This window comes from Pseudomonas sp. AFG_SD02_1510_Pfu_092 (assembly GCF_003331055.1).
In the GTDB taxonomy this organism is placed as follows: Bacteria; Pseudomonadota; Gammaproteobacteria; order Pseudomonadales; family Pseudomonadaceae; genus Aquipseudomonas.
This window is the reverse complement of record NZ_PUQD01000011.1, coordinates 45435-63837: the sequence shown is the minus strand read 5'-3', so window position 1 is coordinate 63837 and position 18403 is coordinate 45435. Positions and strand designations below refer to the sequence as shown.

The 18403-nt window shown below is 62.9% G+C and carries 16 protein-coding genes; all 16 read left to right on the top strand.

Features of this window, described 5'->3' with window-relative positions; translation table 11 throughout:
* Positions 1–49: 49 nt before the first annotated feature.
* The 16 genes from rpsB (at position 50) to dnaE (ending at position 18394) form a co-directional block, all read left to right on the top strand.
* On the top strand, positions 50–787 hold the full coding sequence (gene rpsB, locus C6A77_RS07800; protein WP_003252287.1) for a 30S ribosomal protein S2: 738 nt from the start codon (positions 50–52) through the stop codon (positions 785–787).
* A 186-nt stretch (positions 788–973) separates the two neighbouring features.
* A complete protein-coding gene (gene tsf / locus C6A77_RS07795; RefSeq protein WP_060512638.1) occupies positions 974–1837 on the top strand; it encodes a translation elongation factor Ts in 864 nt (287 codons plus the stop codon).
* A 181-nt stretch (positions 1838–2018) separates the two neighbouring features.
* Positions 2019–2762 (top strand): UMP kinase, encoded by a 744-nt coding sequence (gene pyrH, locus C6A77_RS07790; protein ID WP_056796398.1) that lies wholly within the window; start codon positions 2019–2021, stop codon positions 2760–2762.
* Entirely contained in the window at positions 2759–3316 is a 558-nt protein-coding gene (frr, locus tag C6A77_RS07785) for a ribosome recycling factor (RefSeq protein WP_013971251.1), read from the top strand. The genes pyrH and frr overlap by 4 nt, the downstream gene beginning before the upstream one ends.
* Positions 3317–3331: 15 nt before the next feature.
* Positions 3332–4087, top strand: a complete 756-nt coding sequence (uppS, locus tag C6A77_RS07780) for a polyprenyl diphosphate synthase (RefSeq protein WP_114168929.1) — start codon at positions 3332–3334, stop codon at positions 4085–4087.
* The gene (locus C6A77_RS07775; protein ID WP_114168928.1) at positions 4087–4902 is read left to right on the top strand and encodes a phosphatidate cytidylyltransferase; all 816 of its coding nucleotides are present in this window, start codon (positions 4087–4089) and stop codon (positions 4900–4902) included. Before uppS ends, C6A77_RS07775 begins: the two co-directional genes overlap by 1 nt.
* Positions 4899–6089 (top strand): 1-deoxy-D-xylulose-5-phosphate reductoisomerase, encoded by a 1191-nt coding sequence (ispC, locus tag C6A77_RS07770; RefSeq protein WP_114168927.1) that lies wholly within the window; start codon positions 4899–4901, stop codon positions 6087–6089. The genes C6A77_RS07775 and ispC overlap by 4 nt, the downstream gene beginning before the upstream one ends.
* Before the next feature lie 71 nt (positions 6090–6160).
* Positions 6161–7513 (top strand): RIP metalloprotease RseP, encoded by a 1353-nt coding sequence (gene rseP, locus C6A77_RS07765; protein ID WP_114168926.1) that lies wholly within the window; start codon positions 6161–6163, stop codon positions 7511–7513.
* Between the two features lie 73 nt (positions 7514–7586).
* A complete protein-coding gene (bamA, locus tag C6A77_RS07760) occupies positions 7587–9947 on the top strand; it encodes an outer membrane protein assembly factor BamA (RefSeq protein WP_114168925.1) in 2361 nt (786 codons plus the stop codon).
* A gap of 44 nt (positions 9948–9991) precedes the next feature.
* On the top strand, positions 9992–10495 hold the full coding sequence (locus C6A77_RS07755) for an OmpH family outer membrane protein (protein ID WP_112251053.1): 504 nt from the start codon (positions 9992–9994) through the stop codon (positions 10493–10495).
* A 1-nt stretch (position 10496) separates the two neighbouring features.
* Positions 10497–11552 carry a UDP-3-O-(3-hydroxymyristoyl)glucosamine N-acyltransferase gene (gene lpxD, locus C6A77_RS07750; RefSeq protein WP_114168924.1) on the top strand — a complete coding sequence of 352 codons (1056 nt, stop codon included), beginning with the start codon at positions 10497–10499 and terminating at the stop codon, positions 11550–11552.
* A 114-nt stretch (positions 11553–11666) separates the two neighbouring features.
* Positions 11667–12107: a 3-hydroxyacyl-ACP dehydratase FabZ gene (gene fabZ / locus C6A77_RS07745; protein WP_114168923.1), complete on the top strand. Its 441-nt coding sequence runs from the start codon at positions 11667–11669 to the stop codon at positions 12105–12107.
* Positions 12104–12880 carry an acyl-ACP--UDP-N-acetylglucosamine O-acyltransferase gene (gene lpxA / locus C6A77_RS07740; protein WP_114168922.1) on the top strand — a complete coding sequence of 259 codons (777 nt, stop codon included), beginning with the start codon at positions 12104–12106 and terminating at the stop codon, positions 12878–12880. The genes fabZ and lpxA overlap by 4 nt, the downstream gene beginning before the upstream one ends.
* A 1-nt stretch (position 12881) precedes the next feature.
* Complete coding sequence (gene lpxB, locus C6A77_RS07735) at positions 12882–14009, top strand: lipid-A-disaccharide synthase (RefSeq protein ID WP_114168921.1); 1128 nt, start codon at positions 12882–12884, stop codon at positions 14007–14009.
* A gap of 1 nt (position 14010) precedes the next feature.
* Positions 14011–14634, top strand: coding sequence for a ribonuclease HII (rnhB, locus tag C6A77_RS07730; protein WP_114168920.1), 624 nt, complete (start codon positions 14011–14013; stop codon positions 14632–14634).
* Positions 14635–14869: 235 nt separating this feature from the next.
* A complete protein-coding gene (dnaE, locus tag C6A77_RS07725; RefSeq protein ID WP_114168919.1) occupies positions 14870–18394 on the top strand; it encodes a DNA polymerase III subunit alpha in 3525 nt (1174 codons plus the stop codon).
* The last annotated feature ends 9 nt before the right edge of the window (positions 18395–18403 follow it).

The window sequence follows — 18403 nt, the reverse complement described above, 5'->3', positions numbered from 1 at the left end:
TGGTCATTGGGATACGTGGAGGCCCAACCCGACTTACCAAGGAACTATCATGTCCCAAGTCAACATGCGCGATATGCTGAAGGCCGGTGTGCACTTCGGCCACCAGACCCGTTACTGGAACCCGAAAATGGGCAAGTACATTTTCGGCGCGCGCAACAAGATCCACATCGTCAACCTGGAAAAAACCCTGCCGATGTTCAACGACGCTCTGTCGTTCGTAGAGCGCCTGGCCCAGGGCAAGAACAAGATCCTGTTCGTCGGCACCAAGCGTTCCGCTGGCAAGATCGTCGCCGAGCAAGCTGCTCGTTGCGGTTCGCCGTACGTTGACCACCGTTGGTTGGGCGGCATGCTGACCAACTACAAGACCATCCGCGCTTCGATCAAGCGTCTGCGCGACCTGGAAACCCAGGCCGAAGACGGCACTTTCGCCAAGCTGACCAAGAAAGAAGCCCTGATGCGCTCCCGCGACCTGGAAAAACTGGATCGCAGCCTGGGCGGTATCAAAGACATGGGCGGTCTGCCTGACGCTCTGTTCGTGATCGACGTTGATCACGAGCGCATCGCGATCACCGAAGCCAACAAGCTGGGCATCCCGGTTATCGGCGTTGTCGATACCAACAGCAGCCCAGAAGGTGTTGACTACATCATCCCAGGTAACGATGACGCCATCCGCGCTATCGAGCTGTACATGACTTCGATGGCTGACGCAGTCATCCGCGGCCGCAACAACGTTGCCGGTGGCACCGAAGTCTACGCTGAAGAAGCGGCTGCACCTGCTGCTGAGTAATTAGACGCTAGCGTCGACTTGGCACGCGAAAAGGGGGCTCTGCCCCCTTTTTGCCACCTTGAAATCCTGCTGTCAGCATCGGCCCCGCATCATGGGCCCGCTGAGACAAACACAGCGGATTTGCAGAATTTAACGCCCGTGACGAACGGGTGGAATGGTTGAAAAACTTTCCAAGAGGATTTTGAAATGGCAGCAATTACTGCAGCGCTGGTCAAAGAACTGCGCGAGCGTACCGGCGAAGGCATGATGGATTGCAAGAAGGCCCTGGAAAAGGCCGGCGGCGACATCGAAAAAGCCATTGACGACATGCGTGCCTCGGGCGCCATCAAGGCCGCCAAGAAGGCTGGCAACGTCGCTGCTGAAGGCGCTATCGCCGTCAAGACCGACGGCAAAGCCGCCGTCCTGCTGGAAGTGAACTCGCAGACCGACTTCCTGGCTCTGCAAGACGACTTCAAGAACTTCGTGGCCGAAAGCCTGGAAGAAGCCTTCGCCCAGAAGCTGACCGACGCTGCTCCGCTGATCGCCTCGCGTGAGTCGGCTCGTGAAGCCCTGGTTGCCAAGTGCGGCGAAAACGTCAACATCCGTCGCCTGGTGCGCGTTGAGGGTGACGTTGTCGGCGCCTACCTGCACGGCAACAAGATCGGTGCTGTCGTTGTCCTGAAAGGCGGCGACGTCGAGCTGGCCAAGAACATCGCCATGCACGTTGCAGCTTCGAACCCAGAGTTCCTGGATTCGTCGGAAATCTCCGCCGAGGCCATCGAGCGCGAGAAGGGCGTCTTCCTGCAGCTGAACGCTGACAAGATCGCCGGCAAGCCGGAAAACATCGTTGAGAACATGATCAACGGTCGTATCACCAAGTTCAAAGCCGAAGCCTCGCTGAAAGAGCAAGCCTTCGTCATGAACCCAGAAGTCAAAGTTGGCGAGCTGGCCAAGAAAGCCGGCGCTGAAATCGTTTCCTTCACCTACTTCAAGGTTGGCGAAGGCATCGAGAAGCCAGTCGACGACTTCGCTGCTGAAGTTGCCGCTCAGGTAGCTGCTGCCAAGCAGTAAGACAGCCCCGTCTGTCGCCCCGAAGAGGCTGCCCGCTCACGCGCGCAGCCTCTTTGTCAAAACGGCAAAGGGTTTATGAAAACCCGGCGCCGCTGGCACCCAAACGGTGCCACGCTACAGTTAGCAAGCCGAAAACGGCTCGCACGAATTTTCTAAAAGTACGCCGCAGGAGAGACTCGCAATGGCTCAGCAGGTGAGTGGTCGCCAACCTCGCTATAAACGCATTTTGCTCAAACTTAGCGGCGAGGCCCTGATGGGCTCGGAAGACTTCGGGATCGACCCGAAAGTGCTGGATCGCATGGCCCTTGAAGTCGGCCAGCTGGTCGGGATCGGTGTCCAGGTCGGCCTGGTGATCGGCGGTGGCAACCTGTTCCGCGGCGCCGCGCTCAGTGCCGCCGGCATGGACCGCGTCACCGGTGACCACATGGGCATGCTGGCTACCGTGATGAACGCCCTGGCCATGCGCGACGCGCTGGAGCGCTCGAACATCCCGGCCCTGGTCATGTCGGCCATTTCCATGGTCGGTGTCACCGATCATTACGACCGCCGCAAAGCTATTCGTCACCTCAACTCTGGGGATGTGGTAATTTTCTCCGCCGGTACCGGCAACCCGTTCTTCACCACCGACTCCGCGGCCTGCCTGCGCGCCATCGAAATCGATGCCGACGTGGTGCTGAAAGCGACCAAGGTCGATGGCGTGTACACTGCCGATCCATTCAAGGACCCGCATGCCGAGAAGTTCGATCACCTGACCTACGACGAGGTCCTGGATCGCAAGCTGGGCGTGATGGACCTGACCGCAATCTGCCTGTGCCGTGACCACAAGATGCCATTGCGGGTATTCAACATGAACAAGCCTGGCGCCCTGCTGAACATCGTGGTGGGTGGCGCTGAAGGCACTTTGATCGAGGAAGGCCAAGCATGATCAACGACATCAAGAAAGACGCGCAGGAGCGCATGACCAAGTCCCTCGAGGCCCTGGCTCGCAACCTCGCGGCAATCCGCACCGGTCGCGCCCACCCCAGCATCCTGGACAGCGTCAAGGTCACGGCCTGGGGCAGCGAGATGCCGCTGAACCAGGTGGCCGCGATCACCGTCGAAGATGCCCGCACCCTGAAGATCGTCGCCCACGACAAGAACCTCAGCGCCGCCATCGAGAAGGCCATCCTCACCTCCGACCTGGGCCTGAACCCGTCCAGCGCCGGCACCACCATCCGTGTGCCGATGCCGGCCCTGACCGAGGAAACCCGCAAGGGCTACACCAAGCAGGCCAGCGGCGTTGCCGAGGATGCCAAGGTGGCCGTGCGCAACGTACGCCGCGATGCCCTGGCCGACCTGAAGAAGCTGACCAAGGACAAGGAAATCAGCGAAGACGAAGAACGTCGCGCCGCTGACGAGATCCAGAAGCTGACCGACAAGTACGTTGCCGAAGTCGATGCCGCCTTCAAAGCCAAGGAAAAGGACCTGATGGCCGTCTAAGGCCGGGGTTTTTTAATGGAAAAGACCAAGCCAGCGGTGCCGTCCTCGGTGCCGCGTCATGTCGCGATCATCATGGATGGCAACAACCGCTGGGCGAAAAAGCGCCTGCTGCCCGGCGTTGCTGGCCACAAGGCGGGTGTCGACGCCGTTCGCGCGGTCATCGAAGTCTGTGCCGAGTCCGGGGTCGAGGTGTTGACCCTGTTCGCCTTCTCCAGCGAGAACTGGCAGCGCCCCGCCGAAGAGGTCGGTGCGCTGATGGAGCTGTTCTTCTCGGCCCTGCGCCGCGAGGCCAGGCGCCTCAACGAGAACAACATCAGCCTGCGTATCATCGGCGATCGTTCGCGTTTCCATCCCGAGCTGCAGGCTGCCATGCGCGAGGCCGAGGCGCTGACTGCCGGAAACAACCGCTTCATCCTGCAGATCGCGGCCAACTATGGTGGCCAGTGGGACATCGCCCAGGCTGCCCAGCGGCTGGCGCGGGAAGTGCAAGCCGGGCACCTGCGCCCGGAAGACATTACCCCGGGCCTGCTGCAGACCTGCCTGGCGACCGGTGAGCTGCCGCTGCCGGACCTGTGCATTCGCACCGGTGGCGAGCATCGCATCAGCAACTTTCTGTTGTGGCAGCTGGCTTACGCCGAGCTGTACTTCTCCGACCTGTACTGGCCGGACTTCAAACACGAGGCCATGCGCAACGCCCTGGCCGATTTCGCTTCGCGCCAGCGCCGCTTCGGTAAGACCAGCGAGCAGGTCGAGGCTGGAGCTCGTGCTTAATGCTTAAACAACGCATCATTACCGCGCTGATCCTGCTGCCGATCGCGCTGGGTGGCTTCTTCCTGCTCAACGGTGGGGATTTCGCCCTGTTCATCGGCTTCGTGGTGACCCTCGGCGCCTGGGAGTGGGCGCGTCTGGCCGGGCTGATGGCCCAGCCGCTGCGCATCGCTTATGCCGTGGTGGTCGCCGGCGCGCTGATGCTGCTGTATATCCTTCCGGAGCTGGCGCCTTGGGTGCTGGGTGCTGCCGTGATCTGGTGGGGGCTGGCCACCTGGCTGGTGCTCACCTACCCGCGCAGCAGCGAACTGTGGGCCAGTGCCGCCTGTCGGCTGCTGATCGGCCTGCTGGTCCTGCTGCCTGCCTGGCAGGGGCTGGTGCTGCTCAAGCACTGGCCGCTGGGTAACTGGCTGATCCTGTCGGTCATGGTGCTGGTATGGGCCGCCGATATTGGCGCGTACTTCTCTGGCCGGGCCTTCGGCAAGCGCAAGCTGGCGCCGCAGGTCAGCCCGGGCAAGAGCTGGGAAGGCGTGTATGGCGGCCTGGCGGTCAGCCTGGTGATTACCCTGGTGGTTGGCATCAGCCGTGATTGGGGTATCGGCCAGATCCTCCTCGGTTTGCTCGGCGCTGCGCTGCTGGTCATGTCTTCGGTGGTCGGTGACCTGACCGAAAGCATGTTCAAGCGCCGCTCCGGCATCAAGGACAGCAGCAACCTGCTGCCCGGCCACGGCGGGGTGCTCGACCGCATCGACAGCCTGACCGCGGCGATCCCGATTTTCGCCGTGCTGTTGTGGGCGGCCGAATGGGGTGTGATGTGAGTCGTCCCCAGCGTATTACCGTGCTCGGGGCCACCGGCTCGATCGGCCTGAGCACGCTGGATGTGATTGCGCGCCATCCTGACCGTTACCAGGTGTTCGCCCTGAGCGGCTATTCGCGTATCGACGCGTTGCTGGCCCTGTGTCTGCGCCACCGCCCGGCCTTTGCCGTGGTGCCTGGCGCCGAAGCGGCTGCGCAGCTGCGTGAAGGCCTGGCTGCGGCGGGCTGCGCCACCGAAGTGCTGGAAGGCGAGGCCGGACTGTGCCAGGTGGCGTCGGCGGCGCAAGTGGACGCGGTGATGGCGGCCATCGTTGGCGCCGCCGGCCTGCGTCCCACCCTGGCGGCGGTCGAGGCGGGCAAGAAGGTGCTGCTGGCCAACAAGGAAGCGCTGGTCATGTCCGGCGCGCTGTTCATGGACGCGGTGCGGCGCAGTGGCGCCGTGCTGCTGCCGATCGACAGCGAGCACAACGCGATCTTCCAGTGCATGCCAGGCGACTACGCGCGCGGCCTGAGCGCCGTCGGCGTACGCCGCATCCTGCTCACCGCTTCCGGTGGCCCGTTCCGTGAGACGCCGGTCGAGGCGCTGCTGGACGTCACCCCGGAACAGGCCTGCGCGCACCCCAACTGGTCCATGGGGCGCAAGATTTCCGTGGATTCGGCCAGCATGATGAACAAGGGCCTGGAACTGATCGAGGCCTGCTGGCTGTTCGATGCCGCACCGGCCAAGGTCGAGGTGGTGGTGCACCCGCAGAGCGTGATTCACTCGCTGGTGGATTACGTCGACGGTTCGGTGCTGGCCCAGCTGGGTAACCCGGACATGCGCACGCCCATCGCCAACGCCCTGGCCTGGCCCGAGCGGATCGATTCCGGGGTGGCCCCGCTGGACCTGTTCGCCATCGCCCGTCTGGATTTCCAGGCGCCCGACGAACAGCGCTTCCCTTGCCTGCGCCTGGCGCGGCAGGCTGCCGAAGCCGGCAACAGCGCGCCGGCCGTGCTCAATGCGGCCAACGAGGTGGCGGTGGAGGCATTTCTCAAGCGGCGTATCCGCTTCCCGGAGATCGCGGGTATGATCGAACAGGTGCTCGATCAGGAGCCCGTCGTACCGCTGCCGTCGCTGGACGCGGTGTTCGCCGCCGACCAGCGTGCCCGGGAGCTTTCCCGCGAGTGGCTGAGGCGTCACGGTCGCTGATGCAAGCCCGCCACGGTTCACGAGGGGGCTGGGCATGACGCCGGCCCGCTGAACATCATTCGGAGATGGACATGACAGCGCTCTACATGATTATCGGCACCCTCGTCGCTTTGGGTGTGCTGGTCACATTCCATGAATTCGGCCATTTCTGGGTGGCGCGCCGCTGCGGTGTCAAGGTGCTGCGCTTCTCGGTGGGCTTCGGCACGCCACTGTTGCGCTGGCACGACCGCCACGGCACCGAGTTCGTGGTCGCGGCGATCCCGCTGGGTGGCTACGTCAAGATGCTCGATGAGCGCGAAGGCGATGTGCCGCCGGCGCTGGCCGGGCAGTCGTTCAACCGCAAGTCGGTGCGTCAGCGGATTGCCATCGTCGCGGCGGGCCCGATTGCCAACTTCCTGTTGGCCATCCTGTTCTTCTGGGTGTTGGCGATGCTGGGTACCCAGCAGATCCGTCCGGTGATCGGCGCGGTCGATGCTGGCAGCCTGGCAGCTTCGGCAGGCCTGACCGCAGGTCAGGAAATTGTTTCCATAGATGGCGAGCCGACCAATGGTTGGTCCGCGGTCAACCTGCAGCTGGTGCGTCGTCTGGGCGAGAGCGGCACCTTGCAGGTTGGCGTGCGCGAAGAGGGCGCGAGCGCCGAGCGCCAGTTGCAGGTGAGGCTGGACAGCTGGCTCAAGGGCGCCGACGAGCCGGACCCGATCCAGTCCCTGGGGCTGCACCCTTGGCGCCCGGCGATCGTGCCGGTGCTGGCCGAGATCGATCCGAAGGGGCCGGCTGCCGCTGCCGGCCTGAAAACCGGTGACAAGCTGCTGGCCCTGGACGGCGTTGCCGTGAACGAGTGGCAGCAGGTGGTCGATGCCGTGCGGGCCCGCCCGCAGGCCAAGGTGCTGGTGCGTGTGGAGCGTGACGGCGCTGCCCTGGAAGTGCCGGTGACCCTGGCCAGCAAGGGCGAGGGCAAGGCGGCCGGCGGCTATCTTGGCGCCGGGGTGAAGGGTGGCGAATGGCCTGCCAACATGCTTCGCGAGGTCAGCTACGGCCCGCTGGATGCGCTAGGTGAGGGCTTGTCGCGTACCTGGAACATGAGCGTCCTGACCCTTGAATCGCTGAAGAAAATGCTGTTCGGGGAGCTCTCGGTAAAAAACTTGAGTGGACCGATAACCATTGCTAAAGTGGCGGGCGCTTCAGCCCAGTCCGGCGTGGGGGATTTCCTGAATTTCCTGGCCTACCTGAGCATAAGCCTGGGGGTTCTTAACCTGCTGCCCATTCCGGTTCTGGATGGGGGGCATTTGCTGTTTTACCTGGTCGAGTGGGCGCGCGGTCGTCCGCTGTCGGATCGGGTGCAAGGTTGGGGGGTCCAGATCGGTATCAGTTTGGTCATAGGGGTGATGTTGCTCGCCCTGATCAACGATCTGGGTCGACTATAAAGCTTCGCTCAATTGCGAACCTGCCGTGTTGTCGCGGCGGGTTGTTTATTGCCAGTTGGAATAAAAGGACTTCATGAAACGTCTGCTGCTAACTGCGGTCATGTCCGCACTGATGATCGCTGAAGTTCACGCCGAGTCCTTCACCATCTCCGATATCCGCGTCAATGGCCTGCAGCGGGTTTCCGCCGGCAGTGTCTTCGGTGCCTTGCCGCTGAACGTCGGCGATCAGGCCGATGACCGCCGCCTGGTGGAGTCGACCCGTTCCCTGTTCAAGACCGGTTTCTTCCAGGACATTCAGCTGAACCGCGATGGCAATGTCCTGATCATCAACGTGGTCGAGCGCCCGTCGGTGTCGAGCATCGAGATCGAAGGCAACAAGGCGATCAGCACCGAAGACCTGATGAAGGGCCTGAAGCAATCGGGCCTGGCCGAAGGCGAGATCTTCCAGCGTGCCACCCTCGAAGGCGTGCGTAACGAACTGCAGCGCCAGTACGTGGCCCAGGGCCGCTACTCGGCCGAAGTCGACGCCGAGGTGGTGCCGCAGCCGCGCAACCGTGTGGCGCTGAAGATCAAGATCAACGAAGGCACCGTCGCTGCCATCCAGCACATCAACGTCGTTGGCAACAACGTGTTCGACGACGAGACCCTGGCGCAGCTGTTCGAGCTGAAGACCACCAACTGGCTGTCGTTCTTCAAGAACGACGACAAGTACGCCCGCGAAAAGCTCTCCGGTGACCTGGAGCGCCTGCGTTCCTACTACCTGGACCGCGGCTACATCAACATGGACATCGCCTCTACCCAGGTGTCCATCACGCCAGACAAGAAGCACGTCTACATCACCGTCAACATCAACGAAGGCGAGAAGTACACCGTTCGCGACGTGAAGCTGTCCGGTGACCTGAAAGTGCCGGAAGACCAGGTCAAGTCGCTGCTGCTGGTGCAGCCGGGCCAGGTGTTCTCGCGCAAGGTGATGACCACCACGTCCGAACTGATCACCCGCCGTCTGGGTAACGAAGGCTATACCTTCGCCAACGTCAACGGCGTGCCGCAGCCGAACGATGAAGACCACACCGTCGACATCATGTTCGTGGTCGACCCGGGCAAGCGTGCCTACGTCAACCGCATCAACTATCGCGGCAACACCAAGACCGAAGACGAAGTGCTGCGTCGCGAGATGCGCCAGATGGAAGGCGGCTGGGCCTCGACCTACCTGATCGACCAGTCCAAGACCCGTCTGGAGCGCCTGGGCTTCTTCAAGGAAGTCAACGTCGAGACCCCGCCGGTGCCGGGCACCGACGACCAGGTCGACGTCAACTACAGCGTCGAAGAGCAGGCTTCCGGCTCGATCACCGCCAGCGTCGGTTTCGCCCAGAGCGCCGGCCTGATCCTGGGTGGTTCGATCAGCCAGAGCAACTTCCTCGGTACCGGTAACAAGGTGTCGATCGGCCTGACCCGTTCGGAATACCAGACCCGCTACAACTTCGGCTTCGTCGATCCCTACTTCACTGCCGACGGCGTGAGCCTGGGCTATAACGCCTTCTACCGCAGCACCGACTACGACGACCTCGACGTCGATGTGGCCAGCTACGCGGTGGACAGCTACGGTGCAGGTGTCAGCCTGGGCTACCCGATCAGCGAAACCTCGCGCCTGACCTATGGCCTGAGCGTGCAGCAGGACAAGATCAAGACCGGCAAGTACACCGTTGACGAGATCTTCGACTTCCTCGAAGAGGAGGGCGACAGCTTCCTCAACTTCAAGGCCTCGATCGGCTGGTCCGAATCGACCCTGAACAAAGGCGTGCTGGCGACCCGTGGTCACTCGCAAAGCCTGACCTTGGAATCTACCGTTCCTGGCAGCGACCTGTCGTTCTTCAAGCTCGACTACCGTGGCCAGCTGTTCAAGCCGATCAGCAACGACTACACCCTGCGCCTGCATACCGAGCTGGGCTATGGCGACGGTTACGGCAGCACCTCGGGTCTGCCGTTCTACGAGAACTACTTCGCGGGTGGCTTCAACTCGGTGCGTGGCTTCAAGGACAGCAGCCTGGGCCCACGCAGTACCCCAAGCCGCGGCGAGGCCAACGGTGGCAAGCCAGGCACCATAGCCGACCCGGACCAGGATCCGTTGCCGTTTGGTGGCAACGTGCTGGTACAAGGCGGTGTCGAGCTGCTGTTCCCGCTGCCGTTCGTCAAGGACCAGCGTTCGCTGCGCACCTCCGTGTTCTGGGATGTGGGCAACGTGTTCGACACCAACTGCGGCAACAAGCCGGATTGCGAGAAGGTCGGGTTCTCGGGCATGGCCAGTTCGGTCGGCCTGGGCGTGACCTGGATCACCGCGCTGGGCCCGCTGAGCTTCAGCCTGGCAATGCCGGTCAAGAAGCCGGACGATGCCGACACCCAGGTGTTCCAATTCTCTCTGGGCCAGACCTTCTGAGGTCGGCCCTCGCTTAACGACAACGGTTTATCCAGGAGTGCATCGTGCGTAAGTTGACCCAACTGGCCGTAATGGCCGCGGCGCTGGTCGCCACCCCGGCTTTCGCCGAAATGAAGGTTGCCGTCCTGAACTATCAGATGGCCCTGCTGGAATCTGACGCGGCCAAGAAATACGCCGTGGATGCCGAGAAGAAGTTCGGCCCGCAACTGACCAAGCTGAAAAGCCTGGAAAGCAGCGCCAAGGGCATCCAGGACCGTCTGATCAAGGGCGGCGACAAGATGCAGCAGCAGGAGCGTGAGCGCCTGGAGCTCGAGTTCAAGCAAAAAGCCCGTGACTTCCAGTTCCAGTCCAAGGAACTGAACGAAGCCAAGGCCGTTGCTGACCGTGACATGCTCAAGCAGCTGAAGCCGAAGCTGGATGGCGCTGTCGAGGAAGTGATCAAGAAAGGCGGTTACGACCTGGTCCTCGAGCGTGGCGCGGTCATCGATGTCAAACCGCAGTACGACATCACCCGCCAAGTCATCGAGCGCATGAACCAAGCCCGTTGATATGACCGTGACCATGACGCTAGGCCAGCTGGCCGAGGCCCTCGGCGCCACCCTCAAGGGGCCCGAGGCGCTGCAGATTACCGGGCTGGCCACGTTGCAGGAGGCTGGCCCCGGCCAGTTGAGCTTCCTCGCCAACCCGCAGTACCGCAAATTCCTGGATAACAGCCAGGCGGCTGCGGTGCTGCTGAAGGCGGCGGACGCCGAAGGCTTTGCCGGCAATGCACTGATCGTCGCCGATCCGTACCTGGCCTATGCACGCATTTCCCACCTGTTCGACCCCAAACCCAAGGCTGTGGCGGGTATACATCCCAGCGCCGTGGTGGCTGAGGACGCTCAGGTGGATGCCAGTGCGAGCATCGGGCCGTTCGCGGTCATCGAAAGCGGTGCGCGCATCGCGGCCAATGTCAGCGTGGGGGCACACTGCGTGGTCGGTGCCCGTTGCGTGATCGGTGAGGGTGGTTGGCTGGCCCCACGGGTCACTCTGTACCATGATGTGACCATCGGCAAGCGCGTGGTCATCCAGTCGGGTGCCGTGATCGGCGGTGAAGGCTTCGGCTTTGCCAACGAGAAGGGCGTGTGGCGCAAGATCGCCCAGATCGGTGGCGTGACCATCGGCGACGATGTGGAGATCGGCGTCAACACGGCGGTTGACCGTGGTGCGCTGTCGGACACGCGGATCGCTGACGGGGTCAAGCTCGACAACCAGATCCAGATTGCCCACAACGTGCAGATCGGTGAGCACACGGCCATGGCCGCCTGCGTCGGCATCTCCGGCAGCACGCGCATCGGCAAGCATTGCGCCATCGCCGGCGGTGTCGGCATGGTCGGTCATATCGATGTCTGTGATAACGTTTTCGTGTCCGGCATGACCATGGTGACCCGTTCGATCACCGAACCGGGTGCCTATTCTTCCGGCACTGCCATGCAGCCACTGGCTGAATGGCGCAAGAGCGCCGCGCGTATCCGCCACCTGGACGACATGGCCAAGCGTCTCCAGCAGCTGGAAAAACGCGTCGATACCGTGACCTCAGGTGGCCAGCCGACATCAGAAGGCTGATACCATTCCCTGAGCAAGAGTGAACAGTCGCTAGCTGGCTCCTCTTTGGACTGCAAAAGGAGCGTGTGGTCAGCACCTGCGCTCCCTATTCTTATTACAGGCTTCCCCCCCGAAATGATGGACATCAACGAGATTCGCGAATACCTGCCTCACCGTTACCCGTTCCTGCTGGTGGACCGGGTGACGGATCTGGACTACGAGGCCCAGAGCATTCGTGCCTACAAGAATGTCAGCATCAACGAGCCGTTCTTCAATGGCCACTTCCCGGCGCACCCGATCATGCCGGGCGTTCTGATCATCGAAGCCATGGCCCAGGCGGCCGGCATCCTTGGCTTCAAGATGCTCGATGCCAAGCCTGCCGATGGCACCCTGTACTACTTCGTCGGCTCCGACAAACTGCGCTTCCGTCAGCCGGTGTTGCCAGGTGACCAACTGGTGCTGGAAGCCAGGTTCCTCAGCCGCAAGAGCATGATCTGGAAGTTCGAATGCCGCGCCCTGGTCGACGGCAAGCCGGTTTGCTCGGCAGAAATCACCTGCGCGGAACGCTCCCTATGAATTCGATTGATCCTCGGGCCATTATCGATCCATCGGCCAAACTGGCCGATGGTGTCGAGGTCGGCCCTTGGTCGATCGTTGGCCCTGATGTAGAAATCGGGGAGGGCACCGTTATCGGCCCGCATGTTGTGCTCAAAGGGCCGACCCGTATCGGCAAGCACAACCGTATCTTTCAGTTTTCCTCGATCGGCGAAGACACCCCGGACCTCAAGTACAAGGGTGAACCGACGCGGCTGGTCATCGGTGACCACAATGTGTTTCGCGAAGGGGTGACCATTCACCGCGGGACCATTCAGGACCGCGCCGAAACCACCGTGGGCGACCACAACCTGATCATGGCCTATGCCCACATCGGCCACGACAGCGTTATCGGCAACCACTGCATTCTGGTCAACAATACGGCCCTGGCCGGCCACGTGCACGTGGGTGACTGGGCGATCCTGTCCGGTTACACCCTGGTGCATCAGTACTGCCATATCGGTGCTCACGCGTTTTCCGGCATGGGTACGGCGATCGGCAAGGACGTCCCGGCCTTCGTCACCGTGTTCGGCAGCCCGGCCGAGGCCCGCAGCATGAACTTCGAAGGCATGCGCCGCCGGGGTTTCAGTGACGAGGTGATTCACGTGCTGCGCCGTTGCTACAAGATCGTCTATCGCCAGGGCCTGACCGTCGAAGACGCGCTCAAGGAACTGGCCGAGCTGGCTGCGCAACACCCAGAGGTCGAGCTGTTCCGTCAGTCGATCGTGAATTCCGCCCGCGGCATCACCCGCTGACATGGCCCGGCTTTGCGTAGCCTTGGTCGCAGGTGAGGCCAGCGGCGACATTCTTGGTTCAGGCCTGATGCGCGCCATCAAGGCCCGCCACCCCGACGTTCGTTTCATCGGCGTTGGTGGCCCGTTGATGGAGGCCGAAGGCCTGCGCTCCCACTTCCCCATGGAACGCCTGGCTGTCATGGGCCTGGTCGAAGTGCTGGGGCGCCTGCGTGAGCTGCTCAAGCGCCGCAAGCTGCTGATCGAGACCCTGATCGGCGAAAAGCCCGATGTCTTCATCGGCATCGATGCCCCCGACTTCACCCTCAATATCGAACTGAAACTGCGCCAGGCCGGGATCAAGACCGTGCACTACGTCAGCCCGTCGGTCTGGGCCTGGCGGCAGAAGCGCGTGCTGAAGATTCGCGAAGGCTGCGACCTGATGCTGACGTTGCTGCCGTTCGAGGCGCGCTTCTATGAAGAGCAGGGCGTCCCGGTGCGCTTTGTCGGCCACCCGTTGGCCGACACCATCCCGCTGCAAGCCGACCGCCCGGCAGCGCGTGCTGCGCTGGGCCTGGGTGAGGGGCCGGTGGTGGCGTTGATGCCGGGTAGCCGTGGCGGCGAGGTCGGGCGCCTGGGGGCGCTGTTCCTGGATGCTGCCGAACGGCTGCGCCAGCAGGTGCCGGGCGTGCGTTTCGTGCTGCCTTGTGCCAACGCCGCGCGGCGTGCCCAGGTCGAGCAGATGCTCGAAGGCCGCCAGCTGCCGCTGACCCTGCTCGATGGCCAGTCACACCAGGCGCTGGCGGCCTGCGACGCGGTGCTGATCGCCTCGGGTACCGCCACCCTCGAAGCGCTGCTGTACAAGCGGCCGATGGTGGTGGCCTATCGCCTGGCGCCGTTGACCTACTGGATCCTCAAGCGCCTGGTGAAGAGCCCCTACGTGTCGTTGCCGAACCTGCTGGCCCAGCGTGCGCTGGTGCCGGAGCTGCTGCAGGACGACGCCACCAGCGAAGCGCTGGCCGCCACCCTGGCGCCGCTGGTAGCCGATGGCAGCCGGCAGACCGAACGTTTCGACGAAATACACCGCACCCTGCGCCGTGACGCCTCCAACCAGGCGGCCGAGGCGGTACTGGCGCTGCTCAAGGACCGCTGACATGCAAATTGGACTGGACTTCAACCTGGTCGAGGACCTGGTCGCCGGCGTGGACGAAGTCGGCCGCGGCCCGCTGTGCGGTGCGGTAGTGACGGCGGCGGTGATTCTTGATCCGGCGCGGCCGATCCTCGGCCTGAACGATTCGAAGAAACTCACCGAAGCCAGGCGCGAGGCGCTGTTCGATGAAATTTGCGAAAAGGCCCTGAGCTTCTGCATCGCCCGCGCCGAAGTCGAGGAGATCGACCGCCTGAACATCCTGCATGCCACCATGCTGGCCATGCAGCGTGCGGTCGAAGGTTTGCACGTTACGCCAAAGCTGGCCTTGATCGACGGCAATCGCTGCCCGCAGCTGGCGGTGCCGTCGGCGCCGGTGGTCAAGGGGGATAGCCAGGTGCCGGCGATTGCCGCGGCGTCGATCCTGGCCAAGGTGAGCCGCGACCGCGAGATGAGCGCGTTCGAGCTGATCTACCCGGGGTATGGCATTGGTGGGCACAAGGGCTACCCGACGCCGGTCCACCTCGAGGCACTGGCACGGCTTGGGCCTACGCCCATTCATCGGCGTTCCTTTGCTCCGGTGCGCGCGGCGTGGGACGCGCGTGAAGGCGTCACGAGCTCCCTGATCTGAGTTATCAGTTCGCTACTGCGGGCGTCACGCTATTTTTGTGGGAGCGGCTTTAGCCGCGAACACCGGCGCAGCCGGTGCCATACAGCGCGTCGGATTCTTCGCGGGTAAACCCGCTCCCACAGGGTCGGCGGCGCGCACATGTTCTTTGTTCTCTGCGCGACACAGCAGCCCAAATTCTGTCCTCAATTAAGCTACAATCCCGCCCTTGTCGTTCAGCACTGCTACAGGATCTTCCATGTCGGTTCCCTTCGTTCACCTGCGCGTCCACTCCGAATTCTCGCTGGTAGACGGCCTGGTACGGATCAAGCCGCTGGCCAAGGCGCTGGCTGGAATGAACATGCCGGCGGTGGCCATCACCGACCAGAGCAACATGTGCTCGCTGGTGAAGTTCTACAAGACCGCCATGGGCGCCGGCATCAAACCGATCTGCGGCGCCGACATGTGGCTGGCCGCTGCCGACCCGGAAGCACCGCTGTCGCGCATCTGCTTCCTGGCCATGAACCCTCAGGGCTACCGCAACCTCACCGAGCTGATTTCGCGCGGCTGGACCGACGGCCAGCGCAACGGCCTGGTGATTCTCCAGCGTGAATGGATCGCCCCTGCCAGCGAGGGCCTGATCGCCCTGTCGGCCGGCAAGGAAGGTGACATCGGCATGGCCCTGCTGGCTGGCCGGGACGCAGAAGCCGAGGCGTTGCTGCAAGACTGGATGGGCATGTTCCCGGAGCGCTTCTATGTTGAAGTGCAGCGCACCAACCGTGCCCGCGACGAAGAATACGTTCACGCCGCAGTGGCCCTGGCCGACAGGTTCGGCGCCCCGCTGGTGGCGACCAACGATGTGCGCTTCATCAAGCAGGCGGACTTCGATGCCCACGAAACCCGAGTGTGCATCGGCGAAGGCTGGACCCTCGACGACCCCCGTCGGCCAAGAATGTACAGCGACCAGCAGTACCTGAAATCGGCCGAGGAAATGGCCGAGCTGTTCAGCGACCTGCCTGACGCCATTGCCAACACCGTCGAAATCGCCAAACGCTGCAATATCCAGGTGCAGCTGGGCAAATACTTCCTGCCCGACTTCCCCACGCCCAACGGCATGGGCATCGATGACTACCTGCGGCACGTCTCCCATGAAGGCCTGGAAGAGCGCCTGGCGGTGCTGTGGCCGAAAGAGACCACGCCCGATTACGAAGAGAAGCGCCAGGTCTACCTGGACCGCCTGAAGTTCGAACTGGACATCATCATCCAGATGGGCTTCCCCGGCTACTTCCTGATCGTCATGGACTTCATCAAGTGGGCCAAGAACAACGACGTACCGGTTGGCCCGGGGCGTGGCTCGGGTGCCGGCTCGCTGGTGGCCTACGTGCTGAAGATCACCGACCTCGACCCGCTGGCCTACGACCTGCTGTTCGAACGCTTCCTCAACCCTGAACGTATTTCCATGCCCGACTTCGACGTCGACTTCTGCATGGATGGCCGTGACCGGGTGATCGACTACGTGGCCGAAGCCTATGGCCGCAACGCGGTCAGCCAGATCATCACCTTCGGTACCATGGCGGCGAAGGCGGTGGTGCGCGATGTGGCGCGGGTGCAGGGCAAGTCCTACGGCCTGGCCGACCGCCTGTCGAAGATGATTCCGTTCGAAGTCGGCATGACCCTGGAGAAAGCCTACGAGCAGGAAGAACTGCTGCGCGACTTCCTCAAGGGCGACGAAGATGCCCGCGAGATCTGGGACATGGCCCTGAAGCTCGAAGGCGTGACGCGAGGCACCGGCAAGCACGCGGGCGGTGTGGTCATCGCCCCGACCAAGCTCACCGACTTCTCGCCGATTGCCTGTGACGAAGAGGGCGGCGGCCTGGTGACCCAGTTCGACAAGGACGACGTCGAGGCGGCCGGCCTGGTCAAGTTCGACTTCCTCGGCCTGCGGACCCTGACCATCATCAAGTGGGCGATGGAGATCATCAACCGCGAGCAGGCCAAGAAGAACCTGCCCGACGTCAACATCGACTTCATCCCGCTGGACGACCGCAAGACCTACGAGCTGCTGCAGAAAGCCGAAACCACGGCGGTGTTCCAGCTTGAATCGCGTGGCATGAAGGAGCTGATCAAGAAGCTCAAGCCCGACTGCCTGGAAGACCTGATCGCACTGGTGGCGCTGTTCCGCCCCGGTCCGCTGCAATCGGGCATGGTCGACGACTTCATCAACCGCAAGCACGGCCGCGCCGAGCTGGCCTACCCGCATTCCGACTACCAGTACGAGGGCCTCAAACCGGTACTGGCACCGACCTACGGCATCATCCTGTACCAGGAACAGGTGATGCAGATCGCCCAGGTGATGGCCGGTTACACCCTCGGCGGCGCCGACATGCTGCGCCGGGCGATGGGCAAGAAAAAGCCCGAGGAAATGGCCAAGCAGCGCGGTGGTTTCATCGAAGGCTGCGTGGCCAACAATATCGATGCGGACCTGGCCGGTAACATTTTCGACCTGGTAGAGAAGTTCGCCGGCTACGGTTTCAACAAATCCCACTCCGCCGCTTATGGCCTGGTGTCGTACCAGACGGCCTGGCTGAAAACCCACCACCCGGCGCCGTTCATGGCTGCGGTACTGTCGGCGGACATGCACAACACCGACAAGGTGGTGGTGCTGGTCGAGGAAGTGCGCAGCATGAAGCTGCGCCTCGATGCGCCGGATGTGAACTTCTCCGACTTCAAGTTCACCGTCAACAACGACGGGCGCATCGTCTACGGCCTGGGCGCCATCAAGGGCGTCGGCGAAGGCCCGGTCGAGGCCATCGTCGAGGCCCGCGCCCAGGGCGGCCCGTTCAAGGACCTGTTCGATTTCTGTGAGCGCATCGACCTCAAGCGGGTCAACAAGCGCACCCTCGATGCATTGATCCGCAGTGGCGCGCTGGACCGCCTGGGGCCGCACTTCCATGACGAGATCAAGGCCTACCACGCCAACATCGACATCAACCGCGCCACCTTGCTGTCGGCACTGGGCGAGGCGATCAAGGCCGCCGAGCAGGCTGCGCATACCGCCGACAGCGGCCACGTCGACCTGTTCGGCAGCATGTTCGATGAAGTGGATGCCGACGTCTACGCCAACCACCGCAAGGTGCGCGAACTGACCCTGAAGGAACGCCTGAAGGGCGAGAAGGACACCCTCGGCCTGTACCTGACCGGCCACCCGATCGACGAGTACGAGGCCGAGATCCGCCGCTTCGCCCGCCAGCGCATCATCGACCTCAAGCCGTCACGCGAGACCCAGACCATCGCCGGCATGATCATTGCCCTGCGGGTGATGAAGAACAAGAAGGGCGACAAGATGGGCTTCGTGACCCTGGATGACCGCTCCGGGCGCATCGAGGCGTCGCTGTTTGCCGATGCCTTCATGGCGGCACAGTCCTTGCTGCAGAACGATGCCATGGTGGTGGTCGAAGGCGAGGTCAGCAACGACGACTTCTCCGGTGGCCTGCGCCTGCGGGTGAAGCAGGTGATGACCCTGGAGGACGCGCGCACCAAGCTGGCCGAGAGCCTGCGCCTGAAGGTGGCACATGAAGCGCTCAAGGGCGACCGGCTGAAGTGGCTGGGCGAGCTGATCACCCGCCATCGCGGTGCCTGCCCGATCACCCTCGAATACACCGGCAGCGACGCCAAGGCCATGCTGCAGTTCGGCGACCAGTGGGCGATCGACCCCGCCGACGGGCTGATTCAGGCGCTGCGTGACCAGTTCGGGCGTGAGAACGTCTTCCTGCAATATCGTTGAACCGACAAA

Excerpts from the sequence above, each read along its gene's own strand:
- frr (WP_013971251.1), top strand. The coding sequence starts at position 2,759 with ATGATCAACGACATCAAGAAAGACGCGCAGGAGCGCATGACCAAGTCC.
- fabZ (WP_114168923.1), top strand. The coding sequence starts at position 11,667 with ATGATGGACATCAACGAGATTCGCGAATACCTGCCTCACCGTTACCCG.
- dnaE (WP_114168919.1), top strand. The coding sequence starts at position 14,870 with ATGTCGGTTCCCTTCGTTCACCTGCGCGTCCACTCCGAATTCTCGCTG.
- lpxB (WP_114168921.1), top strand. The coding sequence starts at position 12,882 with ATGGCCCGGCTTTGCGTAGCCTTGGTCGCAGGTGAGGCCAGCGGCGAC.
- lpxA (WP_114168922.1), top strand. The coding sequence starts at position 12,104 with ATGAATTCGATTGATCCTCGGGCCATTATCGATCCATCGGCCAAACTG.
- bamA (WP_114168925.1), top strand. The coding sequence starts at position 7,587 with ATGAAACGTCTGCTGCTAACTGCGGTCATGTCCGCACTGATGATCGCT.
- rseP (WP_114168926.1), top strand. The coding sequence starts at position 6,161 with ATGACAGCGCTCTACATGATTATCGGCACCCTCGTCGCTTTGGGTGTG.
- pyrH (WP_056796398.1), top strand. The coding sequence starts at position 2,019 with ATGGCTCAGCAGGTGAGTGGTCGCCAACCTCGCTATAAACGCATTTTG.
- rpsB (WP_003252287.1), top strand. The coding sequence starts at position 50 with ATGTCCCAAGTCAACATGCGCGATATGCTGAAGGCCGGTGTGCACTTC.
- tsf (WP_060512638.1), top strand. The coding sequence starts at position 974 with ATGGCAGCAATTACTGCAGCGCTGGTCAAAGAACTGCGCGAGCGTACC.
- uppS (WP_114168929.1), top strand. The coding sequence starts at position 3,332 with ATGGAAAAGACCAAGCCAGCGGTGCCGTCCTCGGTGCCGCGTCATGTC.
- C6A77_RS07775 (WP_114168928.1), top strand. The coding sequence starts at position 4,087 with ATGCTTAAACAACGCATCATTACCGCGCTGATCCTGCTGCCGATCGCG.
- rnhB (WP_114168920.1), top strand. The coding sequence starts at position 14,011 with ATGCAAATTGGACTGGACTTCAACCTGGTCGAGGACCTGGTCGCCGGC.
- lpxD (WP_114168924.1), top strand. The coding sequence starts at position 10,497 with ATGACCGTGACCATGACGCTAGGCCAGCTGGCCGAGGCCCTCGGCGCC.